This is a genomic window from Aurantiacibacter gilvus, from assembly GCF_038289935.1.
Lineage (GTDB): Bacteria > Pseudomonadota > Alphaproteobacteria > Sphingomonadales > Sphingomonadaceae > Alteraurantiacibacter > Alteraurantiacibacter gilvus.
This window is the reverse complement of the sequence record NZ_JBBYHV010000001.1, coordinates 1,056,240-1,081,089: the sequence shown is the minus strand read 5'-3', so window position 1 is coordinate 1,081,089 and position 24,850 is coordinate 1,056,240. Positions and strand designations below refer to the sequence as shown.

Sequence of the window (24,850 nt, the reverse complement as noted above, 5' to 3'; positions counted from 1 at the left end):
CGTTACGATGGGAGCAAGAGCGGGAACCGCCCGCGCAAAGCAGACAATCTCAGGTCAGGTCAGGCGACTGCCCCGTGGCAGTGCTTGTACTTGTTGCCCGAGCCGCAAGGACACGGAGCATTACGGCTCACGTTCTTGTCCTTGTACGGATCTTCCCGCTGGGCCGATCCACGCGTGCCGGTGGAAGCCACGGGCGATCCCGCCAGCGTACCGAACAGTGGCTGCATGAATTGCGAACCGTCGCCATCGTTGGAATCGTCTTCACCCGTGAACGGGTCGACATGGCCGGTCAGGAAGCTCGGCAGGTCCGGCAAGGCACCGGAAGGCGGCGGCGGGGCCGCGCGCAGTTCGGCAGTCAGCAGGACCTTGGTGACGTCTTCACGCAGCGTATCCAACATGGTCTGGAACAGGCCGAAGGCTTCCTGCTTGTACTCGTTGATCGGTTGCTTCTGCGCATAGGCGCGCAGGAAGACCACCTGCCGCAGCGCGTCGAGCGTCGCGAGGTGTTCCTTCCAGTGGTAGTCGAGCCGCTCCAGCAGGATCGACTTTTCCACCCGGCGCCACGATTCCTCGGGGATTTCGGTGACGCGCGCGGCCAGCTTTTCCTCGGCCAGTTCCTGCAGGCGTTCCTCGATGATCTCGGGTTCGACAGCGTCCTCTTGCAGCCAGTCGTCGATCGGCGGGTTGAGGCCGAGCACTTCGTCGACCTTTTCCTTCAGGCCAGCGACATTCCACTGTTCCGGATAGGAACCCGGCGGGCAGGTCTCGTGCACGATGGCATTGATGGCATCGCGGCGCATGTCTTCCACGACGTCGTCGACGCGCTCGGAATCCATGATTTCGGCGCGCTGTTCATAGATGACCTTGCGCTGGTCGTTCATCACGTCATCGTACTGCACGACCTGCTTGCGCATTTCGTAGTTGCGCGCCTCGACCTTCTTCTGCGCCGTCTCGATGGCCTTGGACAGCCACTTGGAGCCGATAGCCTCACCGTCTTCGAGGTTGGAGTTCATCATCTTGGCGAACAGTGTGTCCGGGCCGAAGATGCGCAGCAGGTCGTCTTCCAGGCAGAGGTAAAAGCGCGACAGGCCGGGGTCGCCCTGACGGCCCGAACGGCCGCGCAACTGGTTGTCGATGCGGCGGCTTTCGTGGCGCTCGGTACCCAGCACGAACAGGCCGCCGGCTTCCTTCACCTTCTGGCGTTCGGCCTCGACCTCGGCGGTGATGCGGTCGATCTCCAGCTGGCGCTTGGGATCGTCCTCGGCGAGCTCGCTCAGCTCATCCTCGATGCGGAAGTCGATGTTGCCACCCAGCTGGATGTCGGTACCGCGGCCAGCCATGTTGGTGGCGATGGTCACCGCTCCGATACGGCCGGCCTGTGCCACGATGCGGGCTTCCTGCTCGTGCATGCGAGCGTTGAGCACGGCGTGCTTCACGCCTTCCTTGTCAAGGAACGAGCTCAACAGCTCGCTCTTCTCGATCGAGACCGTACCCACCAGCACCGGCTGGCCGATCTCGTTCTTCTCCTTGATGGCCTTCGCGATGGCCGCGAACTTGTCCATCGTGTTCTTGTAGAACTCGTCTTCCTCGTCGACGCGCGCGACGGGCACGTTGGTGGGGATCTCCACCACGTTCAGCTTGTAGATATCCCAGAACTCGGCCGCCTCGGTGGCGGCGGTACCGGTCATGCCGGCCAGCTTGGGGTACATGCGGAAATAGTTCTGGAAGGTGATCGAAGCCATCGTCTGGTTCTCGGGCTTGATCTCGACACCTTCCTTGGCCTCCACCGCCTGGTGCAGGCCGTTCGACCAGCGGCGACCGTCCATCATACGCCCGGTGAACTCGTCGATGATGATGACCTTTTCGTCATTGACGATGTAGTCAGTGTCCTTCTTGAACATCACCACCGCGCGCAGGGCCTGGTCGAGGTGGTGCACCACCAGGGTGTTCTCGACGTCGTAGAGGTTGTCCGTTTCCAGCAGTCCGGCAGCGATCAGGCGCTGTTCCATCTCCTCGACACCAATCTCGGTCATCTGGATGTTCCGGGACTTCTCGTCCTTGGTGAAGTAGCGATCCTCGTCACTCAGCGCATCGCCATGTTCGCGCTCCAGGGCTTCCTGGTCCTTCACCAGCTGCTTCACCTGCTCGTCCAGCGTGATGTAGAGCTCGGACTTGTCCTCGGTAGGGCCGGAGATGATCAGCGGGGTACGCGCCTCGTCGATCAGGATCGAATCGACCTCGTCGACGATGGCGAAGTTGAAGGGACGCTGCACCATCTGGCGGCGCTCGCTCTTCATGTTGTCGCGCAGGTAGTCGAAGCCCAGTTCGTTGTTGGTCGCGTAGGTTACGTCGCAGGCATAGGCCTCGCGGCGGGCAGCTTCGGGCATGTTCGGCACGACCACGCCGACGGTCAGGCCCAGGAAGTTGTAGACCTGTCCCATCCATTCGGCGTCACGGGCGGCGAGGTAATCGTTTACGGTGACGACGTGTACACCCTTGCCCTCGATGGCGTTGAGGTAGACCGCCAGCGTCGCCATCAGCGTCTTGCCTTCGCCGGTCTTCATCTCGGCGATTTCGCCTCTGTGCAACACGATGCCGCCCACCATCTGGACATCGAAATGACGCATGCCGAAAACGCGCTTGGAGGCCTCGCGCACGGTGGCGAAGGCCTCGGGCAGCAGGTCGTCCAGCGTCTGGCCCTCTTCCTCGATCTTCTTGCGGAACTTCAGCGTCTGCGCGCCGAGTTCGGCGTCGGAGAAATCAGCCAGCTGCTCCTCGAGGGCATTGATGTGCGCGACGATCTTGTCGAGCGACTTTACGTAACGATCGTTGGACGAACCGAAAATGGACTTGGCGATGGTCTGCCACATGGTGGGAGAATCCTGTCTGTAATATGGGAAAGAGGCCGCGCGACCCGCATGTTCGGGGCGCAGCCGTTGCAAATCAGCGAAATGGATGAATGGCGGGCGCTATTCGCGCGCGCGATCAGCCTGCAATTGCACGGTAGGGGCGATCACGACCACCACGGCCGGACGGCAAGGACGCTGGTCACGCACGTTGACCGATGCGGCCCGCGAGAACTCCAGCGAACGGGTTACGACCGTCTGGCAATCCTCGACATCACCGGATGCGGCTACGCTGACGACGCTCGCTTCTGCGGCAAGCGCAGGCTGGGCAGAAAGCCCGAGGCCGGAAATCACGGCCAGAAGGGTGAGCAATTGGCGTAGCATGTGCGCCTGTCAGATAGCGCCCTTTTCCTCAAAGTCCACTGACCAGAGGCTTGCAGCCGTGAATTGTCATGTTGGCGAGCGGCCCTTGGGCAATTATGGCGGCCTCCATGGACCTAGAACGCTCTCCGCTCGCCCTGCCCTTTCCCGACATGCCGCCAATCGCGGGTGTGACGCTGCGCGTGGCCCGTGCGGGCTACAAGAAGTGGGACCGCGCGGACCTGACCTATGCCGAGCTGGCCGAAGGCACGGCGCTGGCCGGCGTGTTCACGAAGAACGTCTGCTGTTCGACGGAAGTCGAGATGGGCCGCGAACAGGTGAAGCTGGGACGCGCGCGGGCGCTGGTGGTCAATGCGGGCAATTCCAACGCCTTCACCGGCTATCGCGGACGCGAGGCGGTGGAACAGATCATGGCGCAGGTGGCGCACCACCTCGACTGCGAACCGTCGGACGTGCTGGTCTCCTCCACCGGCGTGATCGGCGTGCCCCTGCCCAAGGACAAGGCCGAGGCGGGCGTGGCTGCCGTGCTCGAAGCCGATGAATGTTCGTGGGAACAGGCCGCCGTAACCATCGGAACAACCGATACTTTTGCCAAGGGCGCGACGGTGACAGCCATGATCAGCGACACCAAGGTGACGCTCAACGGCATCATCAAGGGCAGCGGCATGATCGCGCCCGACATGGCCACCATGCTCGGCTACATTTTTACCGATGCCGCAGTCGATCACGGCTTCCTGCAGCACTGCCTCAGTTCCGCGAACAAGCGCAGTTTCAACTGCATCACCGTCGACAGCGACACCTCTACCAGCGACACCGTACTCGCCTTCGCCACGGGCAAGGCGGGCAATGCTCCCCTCACCTCGTTCGACGATGCGGGCGCTGACGCCTTCATGGCCGCTCTCGACGATATCTGCCGCCAGCTTGCCCACCTGGTGGTGCGCGACGGTGAAGGCGCGCAGAAGTTCATCGCCGTGACCGTAACCGGTGCGGAAAACGACGAAAGCGCCCACCGCATCGGCTTCGCCATCGCCAATTCGCCGCTGGTAAAGACCGCCATCGCGGGCGGCGACGCCAATTGGGGCCGCGTGGTCATGGCGGTTGGCAAGGCGGGTGAACCGGCGGACCGCGACAAGCTGGGCATCGCTTTCGGCGGTATCTGGGCTGCGAAGGACGGCCTGCCACTGGCGGACTATGACGAAGCGCCGGTGGCCAAGCACCTCGAGGGGCGAGAAATAGATATTACCGTCGATATCGGCCTTGGCGAAGGCCGCGCCACCGTATGGACCTGCGACCTGACGCACGGATACATCTCGATCAACGCAGATTACCGCTCGTGACCGACATCATGGCCTTCCACCGCGCGATCGAGGACCTGATGCGCGAGGTAACCGAGAAGGCCATCCTGCCGCGCTATCGCAACCTCCAGGCGGGCGAGATCGAGGACAAGGGCGGTAACGACCCGGTCACCGTGGCCGACCGCGAATCCGAGGCCATCCTGCGAGAGGGGCTGGAAAAGATCATGCCCGGCCTCGATTTCGTGGGTGAAGAGGCCGCCCATGCCGATCCCGACGTCATGCAGCACCTGTCCGGCGATTGCTGGATCGTCGATCCACTCGACGGCACGCGCAATTTCGCGCACGGCAAGCCGCCCTTCGGCGTCCTGCTGGCCATGGCATCGGGCGGCGAAGCCCATACCGGGTGGATCTACGATTGCCTGACCGGCCGCTTCTGCGTCGCGCACAAGGGCAAGGGGGCCTTCATCAACGGCGAGAAAGTCACGGCCATCACCACGGGCGAAGACCCGCCCGTCGCGGCGATTTCGCTGATCTTCATGGACGAGGCCAAGCGCGAGGCGGTGAAGGACCACATCTGTCCTAATTATCGGCTGACCGACATCCCCTATTGCGCGGCGGAGCAATATCCGCGGCTGGCGCTGGGCGTGAACGACCTGTCGATCTTTGAGCGCACCCTCGCCTGGGACCATGCCGCAGGCGTGCTCTGGCTCAACGAGGCTGGCGGCAAGGCCGCGCGGCCCGATGGCTCACCCTACCGGGTGGACGGCGATGTGCACGGAGGGTTGATTGGCGCCGCCACGCCTGCGCTGTGGCAGGACATGGCGGAGCAATTGGCAAGCCTGCCGGATTGACGTCCTCCCGGACTTGATCCGGAACTTTCGCCAACCCGATATCGTCCGCGGATCAGGTCCGGGCCGACGAGCGGGCTTAAAGCTGGCCTTCCAGCCAACCCTTGAGGGCATTCTTCGGCGCTGCACCCATCTGCTGGGCCACCGGCTTGCCGTCCTTGAACAGCACCAGGAACGGGATCGACTGCACGCCCATGGAACCCGGCACGTCGGGGTTCTCCATGATGTCCATCTTGGCGATGGTGACCTTGTCGGCCAGTTCGTCCGAAATCTCTTCCAGCGCGGGGGCGATCATCTTGCACGGGCCGCACCAGTCGGCCCAGAAATCGACCAGTACCGGCTTGTCGGCTTCAAGCACGTCAGCCTGGAAGCTGGCATCGGTTACGTTCACGGTGGCCATGTCACATCTCCAAAATCTGTCTGCGCAGTAATTAGGCGCGCCTCTGCCTGAGACAATGGCCGAGACGCAAAACCTTTCCTTAAGCCGGGGACAAGTCCGGCTTGTGTGCCGCCAGTTTTTCGGCTGGCACCACGATCAGCTGCGGCGTCTGGGTGTAGAGCACGGCGGCCTCCACCTTGCGGTCCGGATAGATCACCGCCAGCGCGGCGGCATAGGCCGCCATCTGCCGCAGCGTGCTTTCCGGCATGTCTTGCAAGCCTGAAGGCGGACGCCGCGCGGTCTTGAAGTCGGCAACCATGATCCTTTCGGGCGTCACCAGCAGGCGGTCTGCCGTGCCGGCGATCACCTGCCCGCCGATGACCGCCGCCAGCGGCACTTCGGCCAGCGCATCTGGGCCGAACAACTCGCTCCATTCGGGTTCGTCCATCACCGCAATCGCGCGGGCGAGCATTTCGCCGCGTTCGGCATCGGACAGGTCCGGTCCGCGCCGCTCGAGCCATGCCCTGCCCGCAGATTCGCGCATGTCGTTCGGCACGTCGGGCAGGCGTTCGAGCAGCGCGTGGATCAGCACCCCGCGCCGCGCGGCGACGGCAGCCTGTTCGGGCGGCAGCGGCGGGTCTGCCCCCACCTCTTCCGCACTGGCTGACGGTGCGAGCGGTCGCGGCGGACGCGGTTCGGGACCGACGGGGCGCGTAGCCCAGTCCGGCAGGACGGGCGGGATCGGCAAGGGCTGCTGGGTGCGATGCGGCACCTTTTCGGCGCGTTCGCCCAATTCCTTGCGCCAGCCCCAGTCGTCGTCGTGCAATTCGTCGCCGGGAAACAGCGGGGCGAGACGCGCGTACCAGCTGTCTTCTGCGGGTTCCTTCTCGCTCTTGCCGAGCGCACCGCCGATAAACAGCGCCTCTTCCGCTCGGGTCATGGCGACGTAGAGCAGGCGCCAGTGCTCCTGCCGCTCGGCAGCCTTGGTGGCCTCGGCAGCCTCCTCGATGCGCCCGACGCGCTCGGCGCTGCTGAGGGAAGGCAGCGGCACCTTGCGGCCGTTCCCGCCTGCTTCTTCCAGCTCCAGCCCGGAGGCGCGCGACTTGTCGGGATCGCCCGTGGCGTCGGCAAGGATTACGATGGGGGCCTGCAAGCCCTTGGAACCGTGAACGGTCATCACCCGCACCATGTCGCCCGGCCCTTCGGACTCGCGCTTCAACTCGCCGTCACCCGAATCGAACCAGCGGATAAAGCCCTGCAGGCTGGGGGTGTTGGTGGCGGAGAATTGCAAGGCGGCGCCCAGCAGCTCGTCGATCGGATCATTGGCCTCGCGCCCCAGCCGCGCCACCAGCTTGCCGCGCGCCTTCCACGGACCGAGCAGGATCCAGTGCAGCAGGGCTTGCGGTGGCTCGTAGTCGGCCAGCGCCAACAGGTCGGACAGCATGGCGACAGCCTCGGCAGGCTTGGCCTCGCCGGTATCGCGCAGATGGTCCCACAGCGGCTTGTCTTTCGGACGCGGTGCGTGGGCAAGCAGGTCGTCCTGCGACCAGCCCATGATCGGCGAGACCAGCAGGCAGGCCAGGCTCAGGTCGTCGTTCGGCTGCGCGGCAAAGCGCAGCGCGGCCATCAGGTCCTTCACCGCCAGCGGCGCGCCAAGGCGCAGCCGGTCGACACCCGCCACCGGCACGCCTGCCGCGTGCAATTTGGCGACGATCAGGCCGGCCAGTTCCCGCCGCTTGCGCACCAGCACCATGAAATCGCCGGGCGTGGCATTGCGATGCCCGCCCTTCACCAGCGGGAAACCGCCGTCCCACATGCGCCTGATCTGCTGCGCGATCTTTTCCGCCATGCGCCGTTCGGGCTCGGAAATGCGCAGTTCGGGGCCGTCGCCTTCCTCGTCGTCATCAAAGTCCTCGAGCTTGCCGGGGACTGGCTTCCACAGGGTGACGAGGCCGGGCCGGTTGTCGCCAACATGCGGTTCCGGCTGGCGGTCGAGGCCGATGTTCTCGGGGCCAATGGCCGCAATCGCCTCGTCCACGAAGCTCAGGACGTGCTGCGACGTACGATAGGAGCGTCCCAGCCCCAACGGCTGCAAGGGACGCGCCTCGATCCGCTGGCGCAGCTGCGCGACATTGGCCACCCAGTCGTCCAGCCGCTGGCGGTAGCTTTCGCGCGCCTTGGCGAAGTTCTCCGGACTGGTGCCCTGGAATCGGAAGATCGCCTGCTTGTAGTCACCGACGACGAAGATGGTGCGCAGCCGGTCTTCCGCCTGGCCCATGCCGCTGAAGAAGTCGTCAGTCAGCGCATCGATGATCGCCCACTGCGCCTCGTTGGTATCCTGCGCCTCGTCGACAAGGATGTGATCGAAACGCCGGTCCAGCTTGTAGCGGATCCAGGCGGACATGTCGGACCGGCCCAGCAGCTTGGCGGCGCGGCGGATCAGGTCGTCGAAATCGACCAGCCCTTCACGCTTCTTGGCATCGTCCCAGGCCAGGGCGAACTTGCGGCCCACTTCCAGCGCGGGAGTGATGATATCGACCAGTTGCAGCAGGGTTGCCTGCGCCGAGAGGTCCTGCAGCCAGGCCAGTGCATCGGCGGCCAGCGCCTCAACGCCTTCCACCTTCTTCGCGAGGTTGTTCTGGTGCTTGAGCAGGCCCTTGTCGTTGAATAGGTCGCCCAGCAGCTCGCCTGTTGCCAGGAAGCGCGCCTCCGGCTCCTCCAGCAACCAGTCGCCGATAATCGCGGCGAATTTCTGTCCGCTATCGGCGCCCCATTCGTCATAGGCCCACATGACCTTGCGCATCAGCTCCGCGCCGATCGACCCGTCCGCGCAGCTTCCGGCAAATGTGCTGGCATCTGCATCGGCAGGCAGGCCGAGCAGCCGCTTCACACGGCCTGCCATTGGCGGTTGCCATGCGCCATCGCCAAACCACGCTTCGCGGGCGTTGGCGCAGCGCATCAGCCAGCCTTGCGCACCGTCAGCGCCCATGCGCAGCGAGAGGTCTTCCAGCGCCGTAACCGCCGCCGGATCGCTCTCCTCCCAGTGCACCAGCAGTTCGCGCAAGACGCGGGCGGCCAGCAGGTCGCGGTCGCGGTCTTCCATCGGGCGGGTGCCGGGGATCAGGCCTGCCTCTTCGGGAAAGGCGGCCAACAGCCACTGCGAGAAAGCGTGGATCGTGTCGATTCGCAGGCCGCCGCCGGGGCAATCGAGTACGGCGGCGAACAGCGTACGCGCGCGGGCGATTGTGCCGGGATCGCCCGCCGCGCCAATGGCGATCAGGTCAGCCGCGAGGCGCGTGTCCTCCATCCGCACCCAGTTGGCCAGCACCTCGCTGACGCGGGTGGCCATTTCCGCCGCGCCCGCCTTGGTGAAGGTGAGGCAGAGGATCTGTTCGGGCCGCACGCCCGGCTCCAGCAGCAGGCGCAGTACGCGGGCCGAAAGAACCTGCGTCTTGCCCGTACCGGCAGAGGCCGACAGCCACACCGAATCACGCGGCTCCACGGCTTTCGCCTGATTGTCTTGCAGCGGATAGACCTTCCCGCTCACGATCCGTCCCTCCCCTGCCATTCGGCGAGCCGCATCAGCTGGTCGTAGGTGTCGTAACCCGGCGCATCGGGATTGAGCCGCGCGGTGAAGGGATCAACGCCAAGGATCCACTTGTCGAGGGCTTCGTGCAGGTAGCGTTCGGATTCGGGCAGGAAGTCCTCTGGCAGAACGCCCTGCTGGCGCGTGGTCAGCTTCAGCGGGGAGAGGACTTCACCAAAGCCGGTGTCCGATTCCTTGCTCTTGCCGAATTTCCAGTACTCGAACCGCGTCGCCTCGCCGGACAGCCCGTCGACAGCACCGTCCCGCAGGATCAGCCCCGTGGTGCCGAGTTGCAGGGCATAGCCTTCCTGCACCTCCTTCTTGGAAGGCACCCGGCCCGTCTTGTAATCGACCACGGCTAGCGTCCCGTCGGGCAAACGGTCGATCCGGTCAGCCTTGCCGAAGACACGAATGCCGCGCACCGTCATCTCGCCCCATTCTTCCCACTTCACCGGCACGCGGTCGGGATGGTCGGCAAGCTGCTGTCCGATGAACTCCAGCGCCTTGAGCAGGCGCGGTCGCCACAGCGCGCGCATCAGCGGGTGGGCGGACATGGCGCGCAGGTGCTTATCGGCCAGCTCCACCATGGTGCCCTTGCCGTCGTGGAAGTCCTCCAGGATCGCGTGGGCGAGCTCGCCTTGCCATGCAGGCGTCGGATCGGCGTCCACACCGTCGAGATCAGAAAGGCGCAGCAGCTTGGAGGCGTAATACTGGTACGGATCGGAGCGCAGCCGATCGAGCCCGGTGACGCTCACGTCTTGCCGGCGCAGTTCCGTAGGCGGACATGGCTTAGGCTGCGGTGCGTGAGGCACCTCCGGCGGATCGTCCAGCGCCTGCGCCAGTTCGACGACCTCGGTATCCTCGTGCTTCTCGACCAGGTCCGCACCCAGCAGGGCACGCACCCGCAGCAGGAAGCGGCTGGCGATAGCCGGGCCGGAGGTGTCGCGCCGCGAGCGGGTCAGCACCACTTCCGGCGCGCCGAGCATTCCGGCGAGGTCATGCGCGGCTAGGCCGATGCGGAAGTCTGCGCCCGGCACGCCGAGTGCGCGAAGCACGCCCGGTGCCAGCAGCGGATCGGTGGCAGGACGCGGCGGCCAGGTGCCTTCGTTGAGGCCCGCACAGATCACCATGTCCGCCCGCGTCATCCGCGCTTCGAGCAGGCCGTAGATCGCCACGCGCGGATGTCCGCCATAGGGCGGCCGCACGGCCACACGGTCCATCGCATCGCGCAAGGCCGAGGGCAGGTCGTCTGCCGCGAGCGGCATGGCCACCTCGCGCGCCTGCAGGCGCAAGTCTTCGACGAAGGCGGACAGCGCCCGTCCATCCTCGCGCGCCCACAGGCCCTCGCTGCACAGTGCCTCGCCGGTTGCGGCCAGCAGGTCGAGCCAGCGGGACAGTTCGGCTTCCTCGCCAGCGTCCAGCAAGGGTGCCAGCGTCTCTTCGACACCGGCCCACCATTCCCCGACCTTGGCCTTGGCAGCGAGCGGGCGCAGCGGCGCGAGACCCGGAGCCTTGCGCGGACCGCGCAGTTGCAGCTCGAAGCGCCGCGCCGCGCGCAGCCAGGCCGCACGTTCCGCGCCCGCCGCCACCAGCGGATGTTCGAGCAAGGCAATCAGCGGCACCGGAGCGGCAGGCTCGGCAGCCACTTCGGCCAGCAGCAGGAGTACACGCCCCGCAGGCGTCTGGCTGAGCGGACGACCGGCAGAATCGTCAGCCGCGACGTTCCAGCGCCTGAGGTGCTGCACCACCCGCCCCGCCAGCCCGCGATCGGGCGTGACGACGGCAATGCGCTTTTCCGGCTCGTCGAGCGCTTGCCGTACCAGCAGGGCGATGGCCTGCGCTTCCTCTTCGGGATTGGCCGTTTCAACCAGGCGCACGCCCGCCATGCGCCGCTTGGCAGCGGGCAAGTCAGCCCAGACCTTGCTGGCCTCGGGCGGCAGGAACAGGCTGGAGATGGCGTGACTGCGCTCGGGAGGCCCCTTGGCGAGGCCGGCGCGGTGCCAAGGCTGCACCTCCTCGCGCGCCACACCCATGCGGTTGAGCAGCAGCTTCAGGTGATATTGCGGATGGGTAACGGCATCGCCGGGCGCAAAGGGCGTTTCGGCGGCGGTATCCCCCGCATGGCCCAGTTCGTCCCACACCTCCTCGCCCATCGACAGGTCGAGGTCAGGCAGGATGACCGACCCATTCGGCAAATCCGCCACCGTGCGCAGCAGCCGCGCAAGCGCGGGCGCGGCACTGGTGACGCCTGCTGCGACAAAGGGCGTCACGGGCGGGTTGTCGCGCATCCGCCTGGCCGCCTCGCGGAACAGCATGTTGCGCCGCGCGGCGGCATCGCGTTCGCCGCGCTCTTCGAGTTCGGCCAGCCAGTATCGCTGGATCGTCGCGAAGAGGTGCAGGTTGCGCCGCCAATGCTCTGACAGGTCACCGACAAGGTCGATCACCGCGTCGGACAGCAGGTCGTCCGGCGCGATCTCCTCCACCAGCAGGCGATCCATCACCTGCCCGGTTTCGAGCGCGAGCCGCAGCAACGCCGAGCCCTTGGGCGCCTTGTCGCCCTGAACTTCGCGGATCAAAGCCGCGATGCGCAGCCAGCGGCGCGTGGGGTCGGCCGCGGGCGGGATTGCCGCGCCCGCACCCAGAGAATCGAACAGCGGCCCCAGTGCCTCGTCGAGGTCGAGATCGCCCACCAGCACCATGCGCGGCATCAGCAGGCCCTTGGTCTCATGCTCGCCCGCATGACGGACGAAAGCCTCTGACATGGTGCGTGCCGCACGGGCGCTGGGCAGCAGCAGGGTCAGCCACGCGAGACCGACGTCGGGCTCGGAATATCGCGGCACCAGCCCGGCAACCAGCGCGTCGGCAAAGCCGCGGTGGGCGGCGATGGAATAGACCTTGGGACCGGCCCGCTCAGTCACCCCTGAGCGCCGCTTCGGTGGGCTTGATCGCTTCGGGCGTGCCCACTTCGAACCACTGCCCGGTAAAGGCCATGCCGTAGAGCCGCCCTTCCTCGATGGCGCGGGTCCACAGGACGTTGGTCGAGAACGGCCCTTCCGGGGCGTCGCGCAGCAGTTGCTTTGACACCAGCTGGATGCCGGAGAAGATGTAGGGCGCGATCCGGCCCGACTGTCGGCGGCGCAGGCGGCCCTGCGGGTCCATGTGGAAATCACCCTTGCCGCGGAAGTTGTGCGCAGCGCGGTGCGGCACCAGCAGCAGCAGCGCGTCCATCTTCGCCGGGTCCCACATGTCCGACAGGTCGGCAAAGCAGTTGCGCGGGCCGTCGAGCCAGATGTTGTCGGAGTTGAGGCAGAAGAACGGATCGGGCAGCTGGTCCGCCGCCTTCAGCATGCCGCCGCCGGTTTCCAGCAGCAACTCGCGCTCGTCGGAGAGCACGATTGCCGGTGCCTGGCGTTCTTTCAGGTGCGCTTCGAGATTGTCGGCGAGGTAGTGGACGTTCACCACCGCGCGGGCCAGGCCCGCCTCCTGCAAGCGGTCGAGCGTATGGTCGATGAGCGGCTTGCCCGCGACGCGCACCATCGGTTTGGGCTGCGTGGCCGTCAGCGGTCGCATGCGCTTGCCCATGCCCGCTGCCAGCACCATGGCCGTATCCGAAGCCAGCTTGGTCATCCGAAGACGTCGCCTTTCGCTGCACGCACAGCGGCAGGCACATTGGCGTCGAACCAGCGGGCGACCGGGGCGAGCGCCGGATGGGCAAGGTCGCGCTCCATGGCTTCCCACACCCTCGGGATCATGGAGAGGTAGCGCGGCTTGCCATCGCGTTCGGACAGGCGGGTGAAGATGCCGACAATCTTGGCGTTCCGCTGCGCGCCGAGCACGGCATAGCTTGCGGCAACATCCCAATCGGGCTGCATCTCCGCCACATATTGCTCGAGCATGGCCTGTTCCAGCTCCGGCGAGACGTCGCGCCGCGCGTCCTGCAGCAGCGAGACGAGGTCATAGGCAGGGTGGCCCACCAGCGCGTCCTGGAAGTCGATCAGGCCCTGTTCGCCCGTGCCGTCTGCCGAGGGGCCGAGCATCATGATGTTCTCCGCGTGATAGTCACGCAGCACGGTAACGCCGGGTTGCTGCTCGGCGATGACAGGGGCCATCGCCTCGTCCCAGGCGGCCACGAAGCCTGCTTCATCGACCTCGATACCGGCCACGCGGCAGAACCACTCGGTGAACAGGCCTGCCTCGCGCTGGCAAACCGCCATGTCATAGGCCGGGAAAGGTCCGGGCGAGAGGCGGTGCAGCCTGCCGATGGCGGCGATGGCAGAGGAATAGGCGCCGTGTTCGCCGGCGGGATTGGCCTCGATCCATTCCTTCATGCGCTCGTTACCGAAGTCCTCGGTCAGCACCCAACCGGCCTCGGCGTCGTGGGCGAAGATCGACGGACCACGCATGCCGTTGGCGGTGAGCCAAGCAGCCACGTTGAGGAACGGCTTCGTGTCCTCCTCGGGCGGCGGCGCATACATCAGCATTGCCGTCATATCATCGCGGCGCAGGCGGAAATAGCGGCGGAAGCTGGCATCGCCGGGGATCGGCTCGATCGCGGCATCACCCCAACCGGCTGCAGCGATGAATTGGTGAAGGCCTTCGGGCAGGTCGCTCATGGCATGCGCCCTAGCCAATCCGCCCCGCCCCGGGCAATCGCCTTGCGCCCGTTGCCCGCAATTTCCAGCGCGATTTGCAGGCATTGTGGCTCGTTTGCGAAGCCGCCGGCGTTGTCCGGCCATTCGGCGAGCAGGACAGCGCCCTCGCGGTAGTCGTCGAGACCCAGCTGTTCGACTTCGGACGGGTCTTCGAGGCGGTAGAAATCGGCATGGACAACCGGCAGGTCGAGGTGATCGTAGGTTTCGATGATGGTGAAGGTCGGCGAGGGAACTTCGCCTTCGTGACCAAGGGCTTCGAGAATTGCGCGAGACAAGGTCGTCTTTCCGGTGCCAAGGCCGCCGGAGAGCGCCACGACATCCCCGGCCCGCAGGCGCGCGGCGATCCGCTGGCCGAAATGAGTCATCGCGGCAAGATCCGGCAGGTCGACGATCAAGGCAGCAGCACCGTGGCCGTCGTGCCCTGCCCCTTTTCGGACTGGATCTCCAGCCGTCCGCCGTGGGCCTCGATCAGTTGGCGCGCCAGCGGCAGGCCGAGCCCCCGCTTGCCCTCGCTACCGTCCGCGCCCGGCAGGCGGTAGCCATCAAGCGCGCGCGCCAGTTCGCTCGGCTTCATGCCCTCGCCATTGTCCGAAACGACGATCCGCGCGCCGGACTTGCGCCGTGTCAGCGCCACCAGGATGCGCCCGCCTTCAGGCGTCGCGGCAATGGCATTGTCGAGCAGGTTGCCGATGGCGCGGCCCAGCTGGCGGCGGTCCGCGCTCACCTGCCCCGCGCTCTTGTCACCGTGCAGGTCGAGGGTGATATTCTTCGCCTCGATAGCTTCCTCGCGCGCCCGGACGACGCCGGTGGTGAAGCTGAGCAGGTCGACATCCTCGGTCGCAATCGGTAGCAGGCCTGCTTCGCTCTGCGTCAGATCGAGCACGGACTCGATCTGCTGGCTCAGTCGTTCGACCGACGCGATGATTGCCGCGATATATTCCTTGCCCTGGGGTGAGAGCTCGCCGGCAACCCCCGACTGCAACAGCTCGGCAAAGCCGCCGATCGAGGTGAGCGGCGTGCGGAATTCGTAGGACATGTTGGCAAGGAAACGCGTTTTCACCGCGTCAGCCTCTTCGAGCGCGGTGGCGCGTTCGCGCAGCGCCTCTTCGGCCTTGGTCGAGTCGGTAACGTCCATGACGGTCAACAGGCCATTGCCGTCGGGCAATGGTACCCCGGCAAACTCCAGCGTCCGCCCGTCCGACAGGACCACACGCCCACCGCGCTCCTGCCGGTCCAGCGTTGCCGCACGGACGACCTCACCGATGGCCTTGCGCTGCGCGGGACGCGCGAGACGGTTGGCTATCCGGTCGAGCAGCTTGTCGACGTGCGGATGCTCGTCGAGCGCGTCGTCGGATATGCCCCAGACCGCCGGAAAACTGCGGTTCCACAACTGCATCCGGCCATCGGGCGCGAAGACCGCGAGCGATTCGAACAGCGAATCGAAGGTCGCGGTGCGGGTGCGCAGCAGCGTGTCGCGCGTAGCCGAGAGCGCCAGCTGTTCGGAGCGGTCTTCTGCCACCAGCACAAGGCCGCCGTCGGGCATGGGCTGGCCAACAACGCGCAAGTGGGTGCCGTCGGAGAGCGTCCAGGCATCTTCCACCGGCGCATCTTCGGTGAACCAGCCGGACAATTCGGCACGCCATGCCGGGAAGTCGCGGACCTCGGGCAGGCGCCCATTGTCGCGCGCCTTGTCGAGGAAACGGTCGAAGTCCGGCGGATCGACCAGCACCGTGCCGGGCAAGCCGAAAATGCGCTGGAAAGGCTGGTTGGCGAAAGCGAGGCGGCGGGTCTCGTCGAACTGCGCCACGCCGACCGACAGCTGGTCCAGCATCGAACGCTGCGCCGCGCGGAAAGCACGGAAGGCGCGGCCTTGTTCTTCCATTTCCTCGATATCGAAAGCGTAACCGGCGACGCCTTCTTCACCCAGCGGCAAGTCGGCCACGCGCAGGGTGCGGCGCTGGCTGCCCAAGGTCGCCTGCACGATCCGTTCCACCGGCATGTCGCGGCTGTGCGCTTGCCCGGCGACCTGCGCGGCAGTGAGACCGTCGACCGTTTCGACCAGTTCGATCTGCTGTTCGACCACCTTGGTGGCATCCTCTGCGCCGACCGCCGCGACATAGGCGCTGTTGACCAGCCGCAGGTCCATCTCGGGTCCGCGGAACCACATGGGCATGGGAGCAGCCTCGATCAGGCCGACCAGCGCAGCAAAGTCATTGCGGGCCCGCGCGGTTTCCTCACGCAGGCGCGAAAGCTCGCCCTGGCTTTCGGAGAAGTCGAACCACCAGACCAGCGCAGCGCCGCCAGTCGCGATGGCAGGGTCGGCGAGCTGTCCGCGTACAGCCAGGCTGCGGGTAGACCTCTTCGCCGTTACCACCATGGAAAACGGCGCGGCGGTCTTCTGCGTACGCCGCACGGCCTCGCGCAGTTCGGCAAGGTCCTCGGTGGTAATCCCGCCATCGGTGCTATCGAGCTCGCTGATGAAACCGGGCAGTTTTGGCAGGCCCAACCAAGCGGCGAGCCGGTCCGGCCCTTCGATCTTGCCATCGGGCTTTACCAGCAGCGGAACGGCCGGCGCATCGTCGATCAGCCGCGTCAGCCGACGGACCGTCTTGCGAGCTGCGCGCGCCGCCCTGCGACGCTGGAGCGAGCCCACGACCATCCAGACCGCGCCGAAGGTCCAGGCGGCCAGCAACAGGCCCATCAGGACCAGGGCGGTAGGAGGCAGTTCCATCGCCTAGTCAGCTATGTGAGAGGGGGCGCAAGTGCAATGGCCTGCGCAAGGATACACCCCTCCTGCGAAACCAGGAGGGGTGCATTTATATCAGTAGCGGTAGTGTTCCGGCTTGAACGGCCCTTCGACCGGCACGCCGATGTAGTCAGCCTGCTGCTGCGAAAGCTTGGTCAGCTTCACGCCCAGCTTGTCGAGGTGCAGTGCGGCGACCTTCTCGTCGAGGTGCTTGGGCAAGACGTAGACGTCGTTCTCGTACTGCTCGTGGCGTTCCCACAGTTCCATCTGCGCCATCACCTGGTTGGTGAAGGAACAGCTCATCACGAAGCTGGGGTGGCCGGTGGCGCAAGCGAGGTTCACCAGGCGGCCCTTGGCCAGCACGATGATTTCCTTGCCGTCGGGGAACTTCACCAGGTCGGTGCCCGGCTTCAGTTCGTTCCACTCGTAGTTGTCGAGCGCCGAAATCTGGATCTCGCTGTCGAAGTGACCGATATTGCACACAATGCTCATCGGCTTCATCGCCTTCATGTGCTCGGCCGTGATCACGTCTTCGTTGCCGGTGGTGGTAACGAAGATGTCAGCACGCTTCACCGCGTCTTCCATCGTGGTCACTTCAAAGCCGTCCATGGCGGCCTGAAGCGCGCAGATGGGGTCAATCTCGGTCACCAGCACGCGGGCACCGCCGTTGCGGAGCGACTGGGCACTGCCCTTGCCGACGTCACCGAAACCGGCGACGCAGGCGACCTTGCCCGACAGCATGACGTCGGTGGCGCGGCGGATGGCGTCGACCAGCGATTCGCGGCAGCCGTAGAGGTTGTCGAACTTCGACTTGGTGACGGAGTCATTCACGTTGATCGCCGGGAACGGCAGCTTGCCATTCTTGGCCAGGCTGTAGAGACGGTGCACGCCGGTGGTCGTCTCTTCCGATACGCCCAGGATGTTCTTCACCGAAGCGGTGAGATAGCCGGGCTTCTTCTTCAGGAAGGCCTTGAGCGCACGCTGCATCTCGACTTCTTCGGCATTGGTCGGCTCAGGCATTTCCTCACCGGCCTCGATCCGCGCGCCCCACAGGGCGAACATGGTCGCGTCGCCGCCGTCGTCGAGGATCAGGTTGGCGGTCGTTCCGTCGTTACCGTTTTCCCAATCGAAGATGTTGCCGACATAGTCCCAGTATTCCGCCAGGCTTTCACCCTTCACGGCGAAGACGGGAATGTCCTGTGCGGCGATCGCGGCAGCGGCGTGGTCCTGCGTCGAGTAGATGTTGCAGGTTGCCCAGCGCACTTCCGCGCCCAGTGCCACCAGCGTTTCGATCAACACGGCGGTCTGGATGGTCATGTGTAGCGAGCCGGTGATGCGGGCACCCTTCAGCGGCTGCGAAGCACCGAATTCCTCGCGCGTGGCCATCAGGCCCGGCATTTCGGTTTCGGCGATATTGATTTCGGCACGGCCGTAGTCGGCGAGTGCGATATCCTTGACGATATAGTCGGTGAAAGCGGCGTCAGCCACGGGCACTGCTCCTGTCCATTTGCGGGTGAAGCGTTGCCGGGGCTCCGTGCAACGCGAATTTGTCTGTCGCGGGCTTTAGGGGGCCACCTGACGAACCTCAACCCCTGCTTTCGGAGCTATATGTCCTTGCGTGCGTTGCAAGGTGGACTATCTCCAACACCGAACCCCAAGAGGAGGATTACAGATCATGGCGATTTCCAAAGGCGACAAGCTGCCCGACGTGAAGCTGGTGAAGGCCACTGCCGAAGGCCCCGAGGCCGTCCAGTCGGCTGACTATTTCGCAGGCAAGAAGATGGCGCTGTTCGCGGTGCCGGGTGCCTTCACCCCCACCTGCTCGGCCAAGCACCTGCCCGGCTATGTCGAAAAGGCCGAGGAACTGAAGGCCAAGGGTGTCGACGAGATCGCCTGCACCGCCGTGAACGACGCCTTCGTCATGGGCGCATGGAACAAGGCCGACGGCTCTGGAGACGTCACCATGCTGGCCGACGGCAGCGGCGACTTCGCCAAGGCACTTGGCCTCGACGCGGACTTCTCCGCCTATGGCATGGGCACCCGCTCCAACCGCTATTCGATGATCGTCGATGACGGCGTGGTCACCGAGATCAACGTCGAAGGCCCCGGCGAGTTCGCCGTTTCGAGCGCGGAGCACATGCTCGGCCAGCTCTAGGCGGAGCCAACCACAGACAAGAAAAGGGCGCCGCTTTCGGTGCCCTTTTTTGTGTCCTGCAACTGCGCGTCATGCCGCTTCCAGCTTGGCGAACATCGCCTCGCTAGTGGCTACAAACTCTGCCCTTTTTTCCTGCAAGACTTGCAGTGACCCCACCAGAAAACCCTTCTTCTGCGGATGTTCGCAGGCTGCGATGTCCGCGCGCAATTTTGTTGCCAGTTCGTCCATCTGGGCCAAATTGGTATCGCCGATTGACCGCTTCCGACGAAGCGTCCAAACCGCGTTTGGGACTAGTTTCAGAGGGAACCTCATGCTCAAGACACTGTTCGCTTCCGCCAGCGCCATTGCCCTTCTCACCCTTCCCGCAGTGGCGAATTCGCAAGGGACGATGCCGGCAAGCGACCAGCCCGTTCCCATGACGGCAGCGGCACAGGGCTCCGCCCGCACCGGCCCCACGATCACTTTCACCGGTGAAGACCTGTTCGACCTGGCCGCAGCCTCCGACCCGCAGATCAGCCCGGATGGCAGCCAGATTGCCTATGTGCGGCGGCAGAACGACATCATGACCGACCGCGCCGTCAGCTCGATCTGGATGATCGACGTGGCCAGCGGCGAGGAAACCCCGTTCGCCGGCGCCGATGGCGCGGCCTTTGCCCCGCGCTGGTCGCCCGACGGATCGCGCATCGCCTATGTCTCCACCGAGGGCGGCAGCGCGCAGCTGTGGGTCAAATGGGTGGAAAACGGGGAGGCCGTGCGCCTCACCGGCTTGCCCAGCAGTCCTTCCAGCATCACCTGGGCGCCCGATGGTCGCTCGCTCGCCTATACCATGATCGTGGACGACCCCTCCCCCACGCTGGGTTCGGCGCCGTCGAACCGGCCCGAAGGCGCGCAGTGGGCCGAAGGCCTCGACATTACCGACCTTGTCAACTTCCGCGCAGACGGTGCGGGTGAGCTTACCCCGGGCTTCTCCAAGATATTCATCATTTCTGCGACGGGCGGTGCACCGCGGCAGCTGACCTTCGGCCAGTACGACGATGGCGGCGCCCTCAGCTGGTCTCCCGATGGCAGCACGATCTATTTCAGCGCCAACCGCAATGCCAACTGGCAGACCGATCCGGTCGAAGGCGATGTCTGGGCGTTAGATGTCAACACGCTCGCCCTCACCAAGCTGACCGATCGTGACGGCCCCGATACGGGGGCACAGGTTTCGCCCGATGGGCGCCTGATCGCCTATCTCGGCTGGGACGATGTCGGCGCGGCTTACGAGAATACCGAACTCTACCTGATGAATGCCGACGGCACCAACCGCCGCCGTCTCGCCAGCGACTGGGACCACAGCGTCGACGCCCTGCAATGGGACGCGGATTCGCGCGGCATCTATGTCCAGTACGACGAGCGCGGGGAAACCTTCGTGGCACGCGTGGCCCTCGACGGCAGTATCCGCACGGTGGCCAGCGGCCTGCAGGGTGCCGGGTTCGATCGCCCCTATACCGGCGGCAGCTTCTCGGTGTCGGATAACGATACCATCGCCTTCACCGGCGGCACGGCGACACGTCCTGCGGATGTGCAGGTCACCCGCAGTGGCAACACCCGCTATCTCACCGATCTCAATGCCGGACTGCGCGCCACCAAGACCTTCGGCGAAGTACGCGAGATTACCGTGGCATCGAGCCACGACGGGATGGAAGTGCAAGGCTGGCTGACCCTGCCGCCCGGCTACGAGGACGGCACCCGCGTGCCGCTGATCCTGGAAATCCACGGCGGCCCCTTCGCCGCCTATGGCCCGCATTTCTCCACCGACAACCAGCTGTACGCCGCCGCCGGCTATGCCGTCCTGTCAGCCAATCCGCGCGGATCGACCAGCTATGGCGAGGCCTTCGCGCAGGAAATCGACAAGGACTATCCCGGCAACGACTACCATGACCTGATGTCGATCGTGGACCGCGCCATCGAACTGGGCATTGCCGATCCGGACCACCTGTTCGTCACCGGCGGTTCGGGCGGCGGCGTGCTGACCTCGTGGATCGTCGGCCAGACCAACCGCTTCGCCGCGGCAGCAACGCAGAAGCCGGTGATCAACTGGACCACGCAGGCGTTGACCGCGGACGGTACGGGCTACTTCGGCCTCTACTGGCTTGGCGCGCGCCCGTGGGAGGCACCCGAGACCTTCTGGGAGCACTCCCCGCTGTCGCTGGTCGGCAATGTCGAAACGCCCACGCTGGTGGTGGTGGGAGCCGAGGATTACCGCACACCCGTCAGCGAAGCGGTGCAGTACTACTCCGCGCTGCAACTGGCCGGTGTGCCCACCACGCTGGTGCGCGTACCGGGCGCAAGCCACGGCGGCATCGCCGCCCGCCCCTCGCAAAGCGCAGCCAAGGCCTCGGCCATCCTCGCCTGGTTCGAACGCTATGCCGACGGCTGGGACCAGGAAGCGGAAGCCGACAGCGAGTAAGTCTCAGTCTTCCCAGGACACGTCGACGCCAAGGGCGTCGATGTTGTCGGTGAAATTTGGGTGCGCGCGGCGGATCGGATCAGCATCAAGGATGGTCGATTCGCCGTCGATGCTCGCCGCCACCATCAGCAGGGCAATGGCCACACGGATGATGTAGGGGCTGGTCACCGTTGCCGGCACCAGCTTGCTGCCGCCGAAGGTGATCAGGCGGTGCGGGTCGCAAAGCAGGGTGTGCGCACCGAACAGCGACAGCTCGGTGTGCCAGGTCAGCCCGCCTTCGTAGACCTTGTTCCAGAACATGGTCTGTCCCCGCGCCTTCACGCCCAGGGCGATGAAGATCGGCAGCAGGTCAGCGGGGATATAGGGCCACGGCGCGGCCTCCACCTTGGTCGTCAGGTGGCTGGTGAAGTTCTGCTGCACCACCAGTTCTTCCGGCGCGTCGAGGCGCGACCAGCCGTCCTTGTGCTCGACGTGGGCGCCGAACTTCTCGAACGTCCTGTCGATGAGCATGAAGTCTTCCGGCTGGGTGTTGCGAACCGAGATGTCGCCGCCGGTTACCGCAGCCAGCGCCATGAAGGTGGCGACTTCGTGGAAGTCCTCGACGAAGGTGTAGTCTACCGGCTGGAAGTCTCGGAACCCGTCGACCGAGACCATCGAGGTGCCCTTCCCGCGGATGGTCGCACCCATCTTTTCGAGGAAGGTGCACATTTCCTGCACGTGCGGTTCGCAGGCCGCGTTGACGATCTGGCTGGTGCCCTTCGCCGTCAGCGCGGAAATGATGAAGTTCTCGGTCGTCGTGACAGAGGCATATTCCAGCCACATGCGCGTGCCATCGGCCTTGTGCGTGTTGCGGAAGACGATGTCCTTGCCTTGGTAACTGGTCTCCGCCCCAAAGGCCTTGAACACCTGTACGTGCGGATCGATCTCGCGCGCACCGAGGGTACAGCCCTTCACCTCGTGCTCCAGCCGCGCCTCGCCCAGCCGCATCAGCAGGCCCGGGATCATCATGATCGAGGCGCGCATGGCCTGCGGCAGCTTGGCCTTGGCGCTGGAAGGAATGGTCGAGTGGTCGATGGCGAAGGTCTTGGCGGCCTTGTCCCAATGCACCGTGCTGCCCAGCTCCGAGAAGAAGGCGTGGATGCGGGTGACGTCGGTAATCTCGGGAACGTTGCGCAGCATGATCGGCGCATCGCTGAGCAGCGTCGCGCACAGGACCGGGAGGACAGCATTCTTGTTGGCCGAGGGTTCGATTTTCCCGACCAGCGGCTGGCCACCCCTCACGCGCAGAGACTTCATTCGTTTTCCTTCAATCGGTTCAGGCCCCTTTCGGACCCGCCTAGTAACCCATCAGTTTCAGCACTTCCTCACGGCTCTTGGAGTCGCTGCGGAAGGTGCCCATCACCTTGCTGGTGACCATGTTCACGCCCGGCGTGCGCACCCCGCGCGCCGTCATGCAGGCGTGGCTGGCCTCGATCACCACGGCCACGCCGCGCGGGTTGAGGTTGTCCCAGATGCACTGCGCCACCTCGGCCGTCAGGCGCTCCTGGATCTGCAGGCGCCGGGCATAACCGTGCAGCACGCGGGCGAGCTTGGAGATGCCCACCACGTGATCTGTGGGCAGGTAGGCAATCGCCGCCTTGCCGATGATCGGTGCCATATGGTGTTCGCAATGGCTCTGGAAAGGGATGTCCTTCAGCAGCACGATTTCGTCGTAACCACCCACTTCCTCGAACACGCGGGAAAGGTGATGGGCAGGGTCTTCTTCGTAGCCCTGGCAATATTCCTTCCACGCCCGCGCCACGCGCTGGGGCGTGTCCAGCAAGCCTTCGCGCGCGGGATCGTCACCCGCCCATCGCAGCAAGGTGCGGATCGCTTCCTGCACGTCTTCGGGAACTGGCGGCTTGCTCGTTCCATCGGGATAACGGGGATTGTCTTCGTCAGGGCCGACCAGGCTACTCATTCACACTACGCTTTCTTGTCAGTCTGTCCTTGGCTTTCGCCAATAGGCTGCCCGGACGGAAAAGACCACGGTGAGCCGGCAGGATCTCGAACAGGTGCTCCGGCTCTTCGGGATCGAGCGTTTCGCTGATGGCGAGATCGCTTTCCCATTCCTGGTTCAGCCCGGGCTGGAACGGCCGCAAATGGCGCGCATTGGTGTCGCCGATGGCGGCGATCAGTTCGGCCATGCTGCCGTGCTTTTCGAGCAGTCCCGGCATATCCTCCACCGGCAGTCCGAGGTGTTCTGCCAACAGGCTTTCGCGGATGCTGCGGATGCCGGCCGTCGCATGCTCGTTGCCGGGCCGGTCGCAGTCGATGAACACGTCACACTCGCTGTCGAGACCCATCGAGCGGTTGTTGAAATTCGAGGAGCCGATGCGCAACACGCGGTCATCCACGATCAGCAACTTGGCGTGGACATAGATCTGCGTGTTACCCGAAAAAGGGGCATAGAGGTGGAAACGGTTGTGCTCGTCGATCTCGCGGATCGCCTGCACCAGTTCGTTGCGGGCCGGGTCCATGGTCCTGGCTTCAAGCCAGCCCTCGGCACTCTCGGGGTGCACGATGACGACCTCGGGCGGATCATCCTCGATCATGCGCTTCGCGATTGCCTCGCCAATCGAGCGGGACGCGAAGTATTGGTTCTCGGCATAGATGAAGTGCTTGGCCGCGGCGATCTGCCGCAGGAACAGCTCCTCCACCTCGTCGATCTTGGCTTCGCCTTCCATCGCCGGCCAACTGCGGGAAATTCCCACGTCGACATCTTCGAACTCGGCGTCGAGGTCGTCTGGCCAGGCGCTTTCCTCCTGCGATGTGACGGATGGCAGGACCTTGCCGCCCGCGCGCCGCCAACGCATCAGTCCAAGCTCTTCCAGCTCGCGTGCAACCGGGCCTTCCATCAGCATGACCATATCGTGCCAAGGGGCATAGTGCTCGCCACTGGGACGCTTTCGTCCGGGATCTTCTTCGAGGTGCGCACGGGTATCCCAGCGGCCATTGGTCAGGTCGATGCCGCCGCACACCGCGAAGTCGGAGTCGATGATCACCAGCTTCTGGTGCTGGGTGCAGCCAACAGGCAATACGTGGTCGAACTTGAAATCGATCCGCCGATGCGGCCACCAGCGCAGCAGGTCGAGCACCATGGCGCCGCGGCCGATGAACTTGATGAAGCCCATCGACCATTTGAGAATTCGGATTTCCAGCTGCGGATTCTGCTTGCTCAGCCAGACGACGAAACTGCCGAGGCGCGAGGGATAGTGCTTCTTCCACCCCTTCTGCCACCAGCGGCGGCCACGCGTCAGGTGGATACGGGTGTCGAAATCCCATCCGATCATCAGGATCCGCTGGCGCGCTTTCAGCATGGCGCGTTGAATGGCGTCGAAATATTCCTCGCCGTCCACCACCACACGAACGCGCCGGGCGCGGGCATAGCGCCACACGCCCGGCTCGATAGAACCGGCGCTCATCGCTTCGTGCTGCTTTGTGTCTGGCGCCAAGCGACTACTCCGGAGC

18 protein-coding genes are annotated in these 24,850 nt (G+C 65.1%); 4 read left to right on the top strand and 14 right to left on the bottom strand.

The genetic code is table 11. From position 1 onward, the window contains the following. Positions 1-59: 59 nt before the first annotated feature. The gene (gene secA, locus AAEO60_RS05340) at positions 60-2,870 is read right to left on the bottom strand and encodes a preprotein translocase subunit SecA (RefSeq protein ID WP_341672607.1); all 2,811 of its coding nucleotides are present in this window, start codon (positions 2,868-2,870) and stop codon (positions 60-62) included. Positions 2,871-2,969: 99 nt separating this feature from the next. Continuing rightward, complete coding sequence (locus AAEO60_RS05335) at positions 2,970-3,230, bottom strand: hypothetical protein (protein ID WP_341672606.1); 261 nt, start codon at positions 3,228-3,230, stop codon at positions 2,970-2,972. A 107-nt stretch (positions 3,231-3,337) separates the two neighbouring features. On the opposite strand from AAEO60_RS05335, the gene argJ reads away from it, so the two are divergent. Both argJ and AAEO60_RS05325 read left to right on the top strand, forming a co-directional pair. Next, a complete protein-coding gene (gene argJ / locus AAEO60_RS05330; protein ID WP_341672605.1) occupies positions 3,338-4,564 on the top strand; it encodes a bifunctional glutamate N-acetyltransferase/amino-acid acetyltransferase ArgJ in 1,227 nt (408 codons plus the stop codon). A gap of 8 nt (positions 4,565-4,572) precedes the next feature. Then, the gene (locus AAEO60_RS05325; RefSeq protein ID WP_341673547.1) at positions 4,573-5,373 is read left to right on the top strand and encodes an inositol monophosphatase family protein; all 801 of its coding nucleotides are present in this window, start codon (positions 4,573-4,575) and stop codon (positions 5,371-5,373) included. A 76-nt stretch (positions 5,374-5,449) separates the two neighbouring features. Here AAEO60_RS05325 and trxA read toward each other — a convergent pair whose 3' ends face one another. From trxA to ahcY, 8 genes are all read right to left on the bottom strand, one after another. Continuing rightward, positions 5,450-5,770 carry a thioredoxin gene (gene trxA, locus AAEO60_RS05320; RefSeq protein WP_341672604.1) on the bottom strand — a complete coding sequence of 107 codons (321 nt, stop codon included), beginning with the start codon at positions 5,768-5,770 and terminating at the stop codon, positions 5,450-5,452. A 79-nt stretch (positions 5,771-5,849) separates the two neighbouring features. Then, the gene (gene addA / locus AAEO60_RS05315; RefSeq protein ID WP_423970085.1) at positions 5,850-9,317 is read right to left on the bottom strand and encodes a double-strand break repair helicase AddA; all 3,468 of its coding nucleotides are present in this window, start codon (positions 9,315-9,317) and stop codon (positions 5,850-5,852) included. Next, positions 9,293-12,253 (bottom strand): double-strand break repair protein AddB, encoded by a 2,961-nt coding sequence (gene addB, locus AAEO60_RS05310; protein WP_341672602.1) that lies wholly within the window; start codon positions 12,251-12,253, stop codon positions 9,293-9,295. The genes addA and addB overlap by 25 nt, the downstream gene beginning before the upstream one ends. Next, entirely contained in the window at positions 12,246-12,962 is a 717-nt protein-coding gene (locus AAEO60_RS05305; RefSeq protein WP_341672601.1) for a nucleotidyltransferase family protein, read from the bottom strand. The genes addB and AAEO60_RS05305 overlap by 8 nt, the downstream gene beginning before the upstream one ends. Beyond that, on the bottom strand, positions 12,959-13,948 hold the full coding sequence (locus AAEO60_RS05300) for an aminoglycoside phosphotransferase family protein (RefSeq protein WP_341672600.1): 990 nt from the start codon (positions 13,946-13,948) through the stop codon (positions 12,959-12,961). Before AAEO60_RS05300 ends, AAEO60_RS05305 begins: the two co-directional genes overlap by 4 nt. After that, positions 13,945-14,382, bottom strand: a complete 438-nt coding sequence (gene tsaE / locus AAEO60_RS05295; protein WP_341672599.1) for a tRNA (adenosine(37)-N6)-threonylcarbamoyltransferase complex ATPase subunit type 1 TsaE — start codon at positions 14,380-14,382, stop codon at positions 13,945-13,947. The genes AAEO60_RS05300 and tsaE overlap by 4 nt, the downstream gene beginning before the upstream one ends. After that, positions 14,379-16,718, bottom strand: coding sequence for a PAS domain-containing sensor histidine kinase (locus AAEO60_RS05290; protein ID WP_341672598.1), 2,340 nt, complete (start codon positions 16,716-16,718; stop codon positions 14,379-14,381). The genes tsaE and AAEO60_RS05290 overlap by 4 nt, the downstream gene beginning before the upstream one ends. A 90-nt stretch (positions 16,719-16,808) precedes the next feature. After that, entirely contained in the window at positions 16,809-18,227 is a 1,419-nt protein-coding gene (ahcY, locus tag AAEO60_RS05285; protein ID WP_341672597.1) for an adenosylhomocysteinase, read from the bottom strand. Positions 18,228-18,408: 181 nt separating this feature from the next. Here ahcY and AAEO60_RS05280 point away from each other — a divergent pair, with 181 nt between their 5' ends. Then, positions 18,409-18,888, top strand: coding sequence for a peroxiredoxin (locus AAEO60_RS05280; protein WP_341672596.1), 480 nt, complete (start codon positions 18,409-18,411; stop codon positions 18,886-18,888). Positions 18,889-18,957: 69 nt separating this feature from the next. On the opposite strand, the gene AAEO60_RS05275 is transcribed toward AAEO60_RS05280, so the two are convergent. Next, complete coding sequence (locus AAEO60_RS05275; RefSeq protein WP_341672595.1) at positions 18,958-19,116, bottom strand: hypothetical protein; 159 nt, start codon at positions 19,114-19,116, stop codon at positions 18,958-18,960. Positions 19,117-19,198: 82 nt separating this feature from the next. Here AAEO60_RS05275 and AAEO60_RS05270 point away from each other — a divergent pair, with 82 nt between their 5' ends. Then, the gene (locus tag AAEO60_RS05270) at positions 19,199-21,340 is read left to right on the top strand and encodes a S9 family peptidase (RefSeq protein ID WP_341672594.1); all 2,142 of its coding nucleotides are present in this window, start codon (positions 19,199-19,201) and stop codon (positions 21,338-21,340) included. A 3-nt stretch (positions 21,341-21,343) separates the two neighbouring features. On the opposite strand, the gene AAEO60_RS05265 is transcribed toward AAEO60_RS05270, so the two are convergent. From AAEO60_RS05265 to AAEO60_RS05255, 3 genes are read right to left on the bottom strand one after another with little or no spacing between them, the layout of a single operon-like run. After that, complete coding sequence (locus tag AAEO60_RS05265; RefSeq protein ID WP_341672593.1) at positions 21,344-22,636, bottom strand: UDP-N-acetylglucosamine 1-carboxyvinyltransferase; 1,293 nt, start codon at positions 22,634-22,636, stop codon at positions 21,344-21,346. A 40-nt stretch (positions 22,637-22,676) separates the two neighbouring features. Continuing rightward, positions 22,677-23,300, bottom strand: a complete 624-nt coding sequence (gene folE, locus AAEO60_RS05260; protein ID WP_341672592.1) for a GTP cyclohydrolase I FolE — start codon at positions 23,298-23,300, stop codon at positions 22,677-22,679. Then, positions 23,293-24,834 (bottom strand): phospholipase D-like domain-containing protein, encoded by a 1,542-nt coding sequence (locus tag AAEO60_RS05255; RefSeq protein ID WP_341672591.1) that lies wholly within the window; start codon positions 24,832-24,834, stop codon positions 23,293-23,295. The genes folE and AAEO60_RS05255 overlap by 8 nt, the downstream gene beginning before the upstream one ends. Between the last annotated feature and the right edge of the window lie 16 nt (positions 24,835-24,850).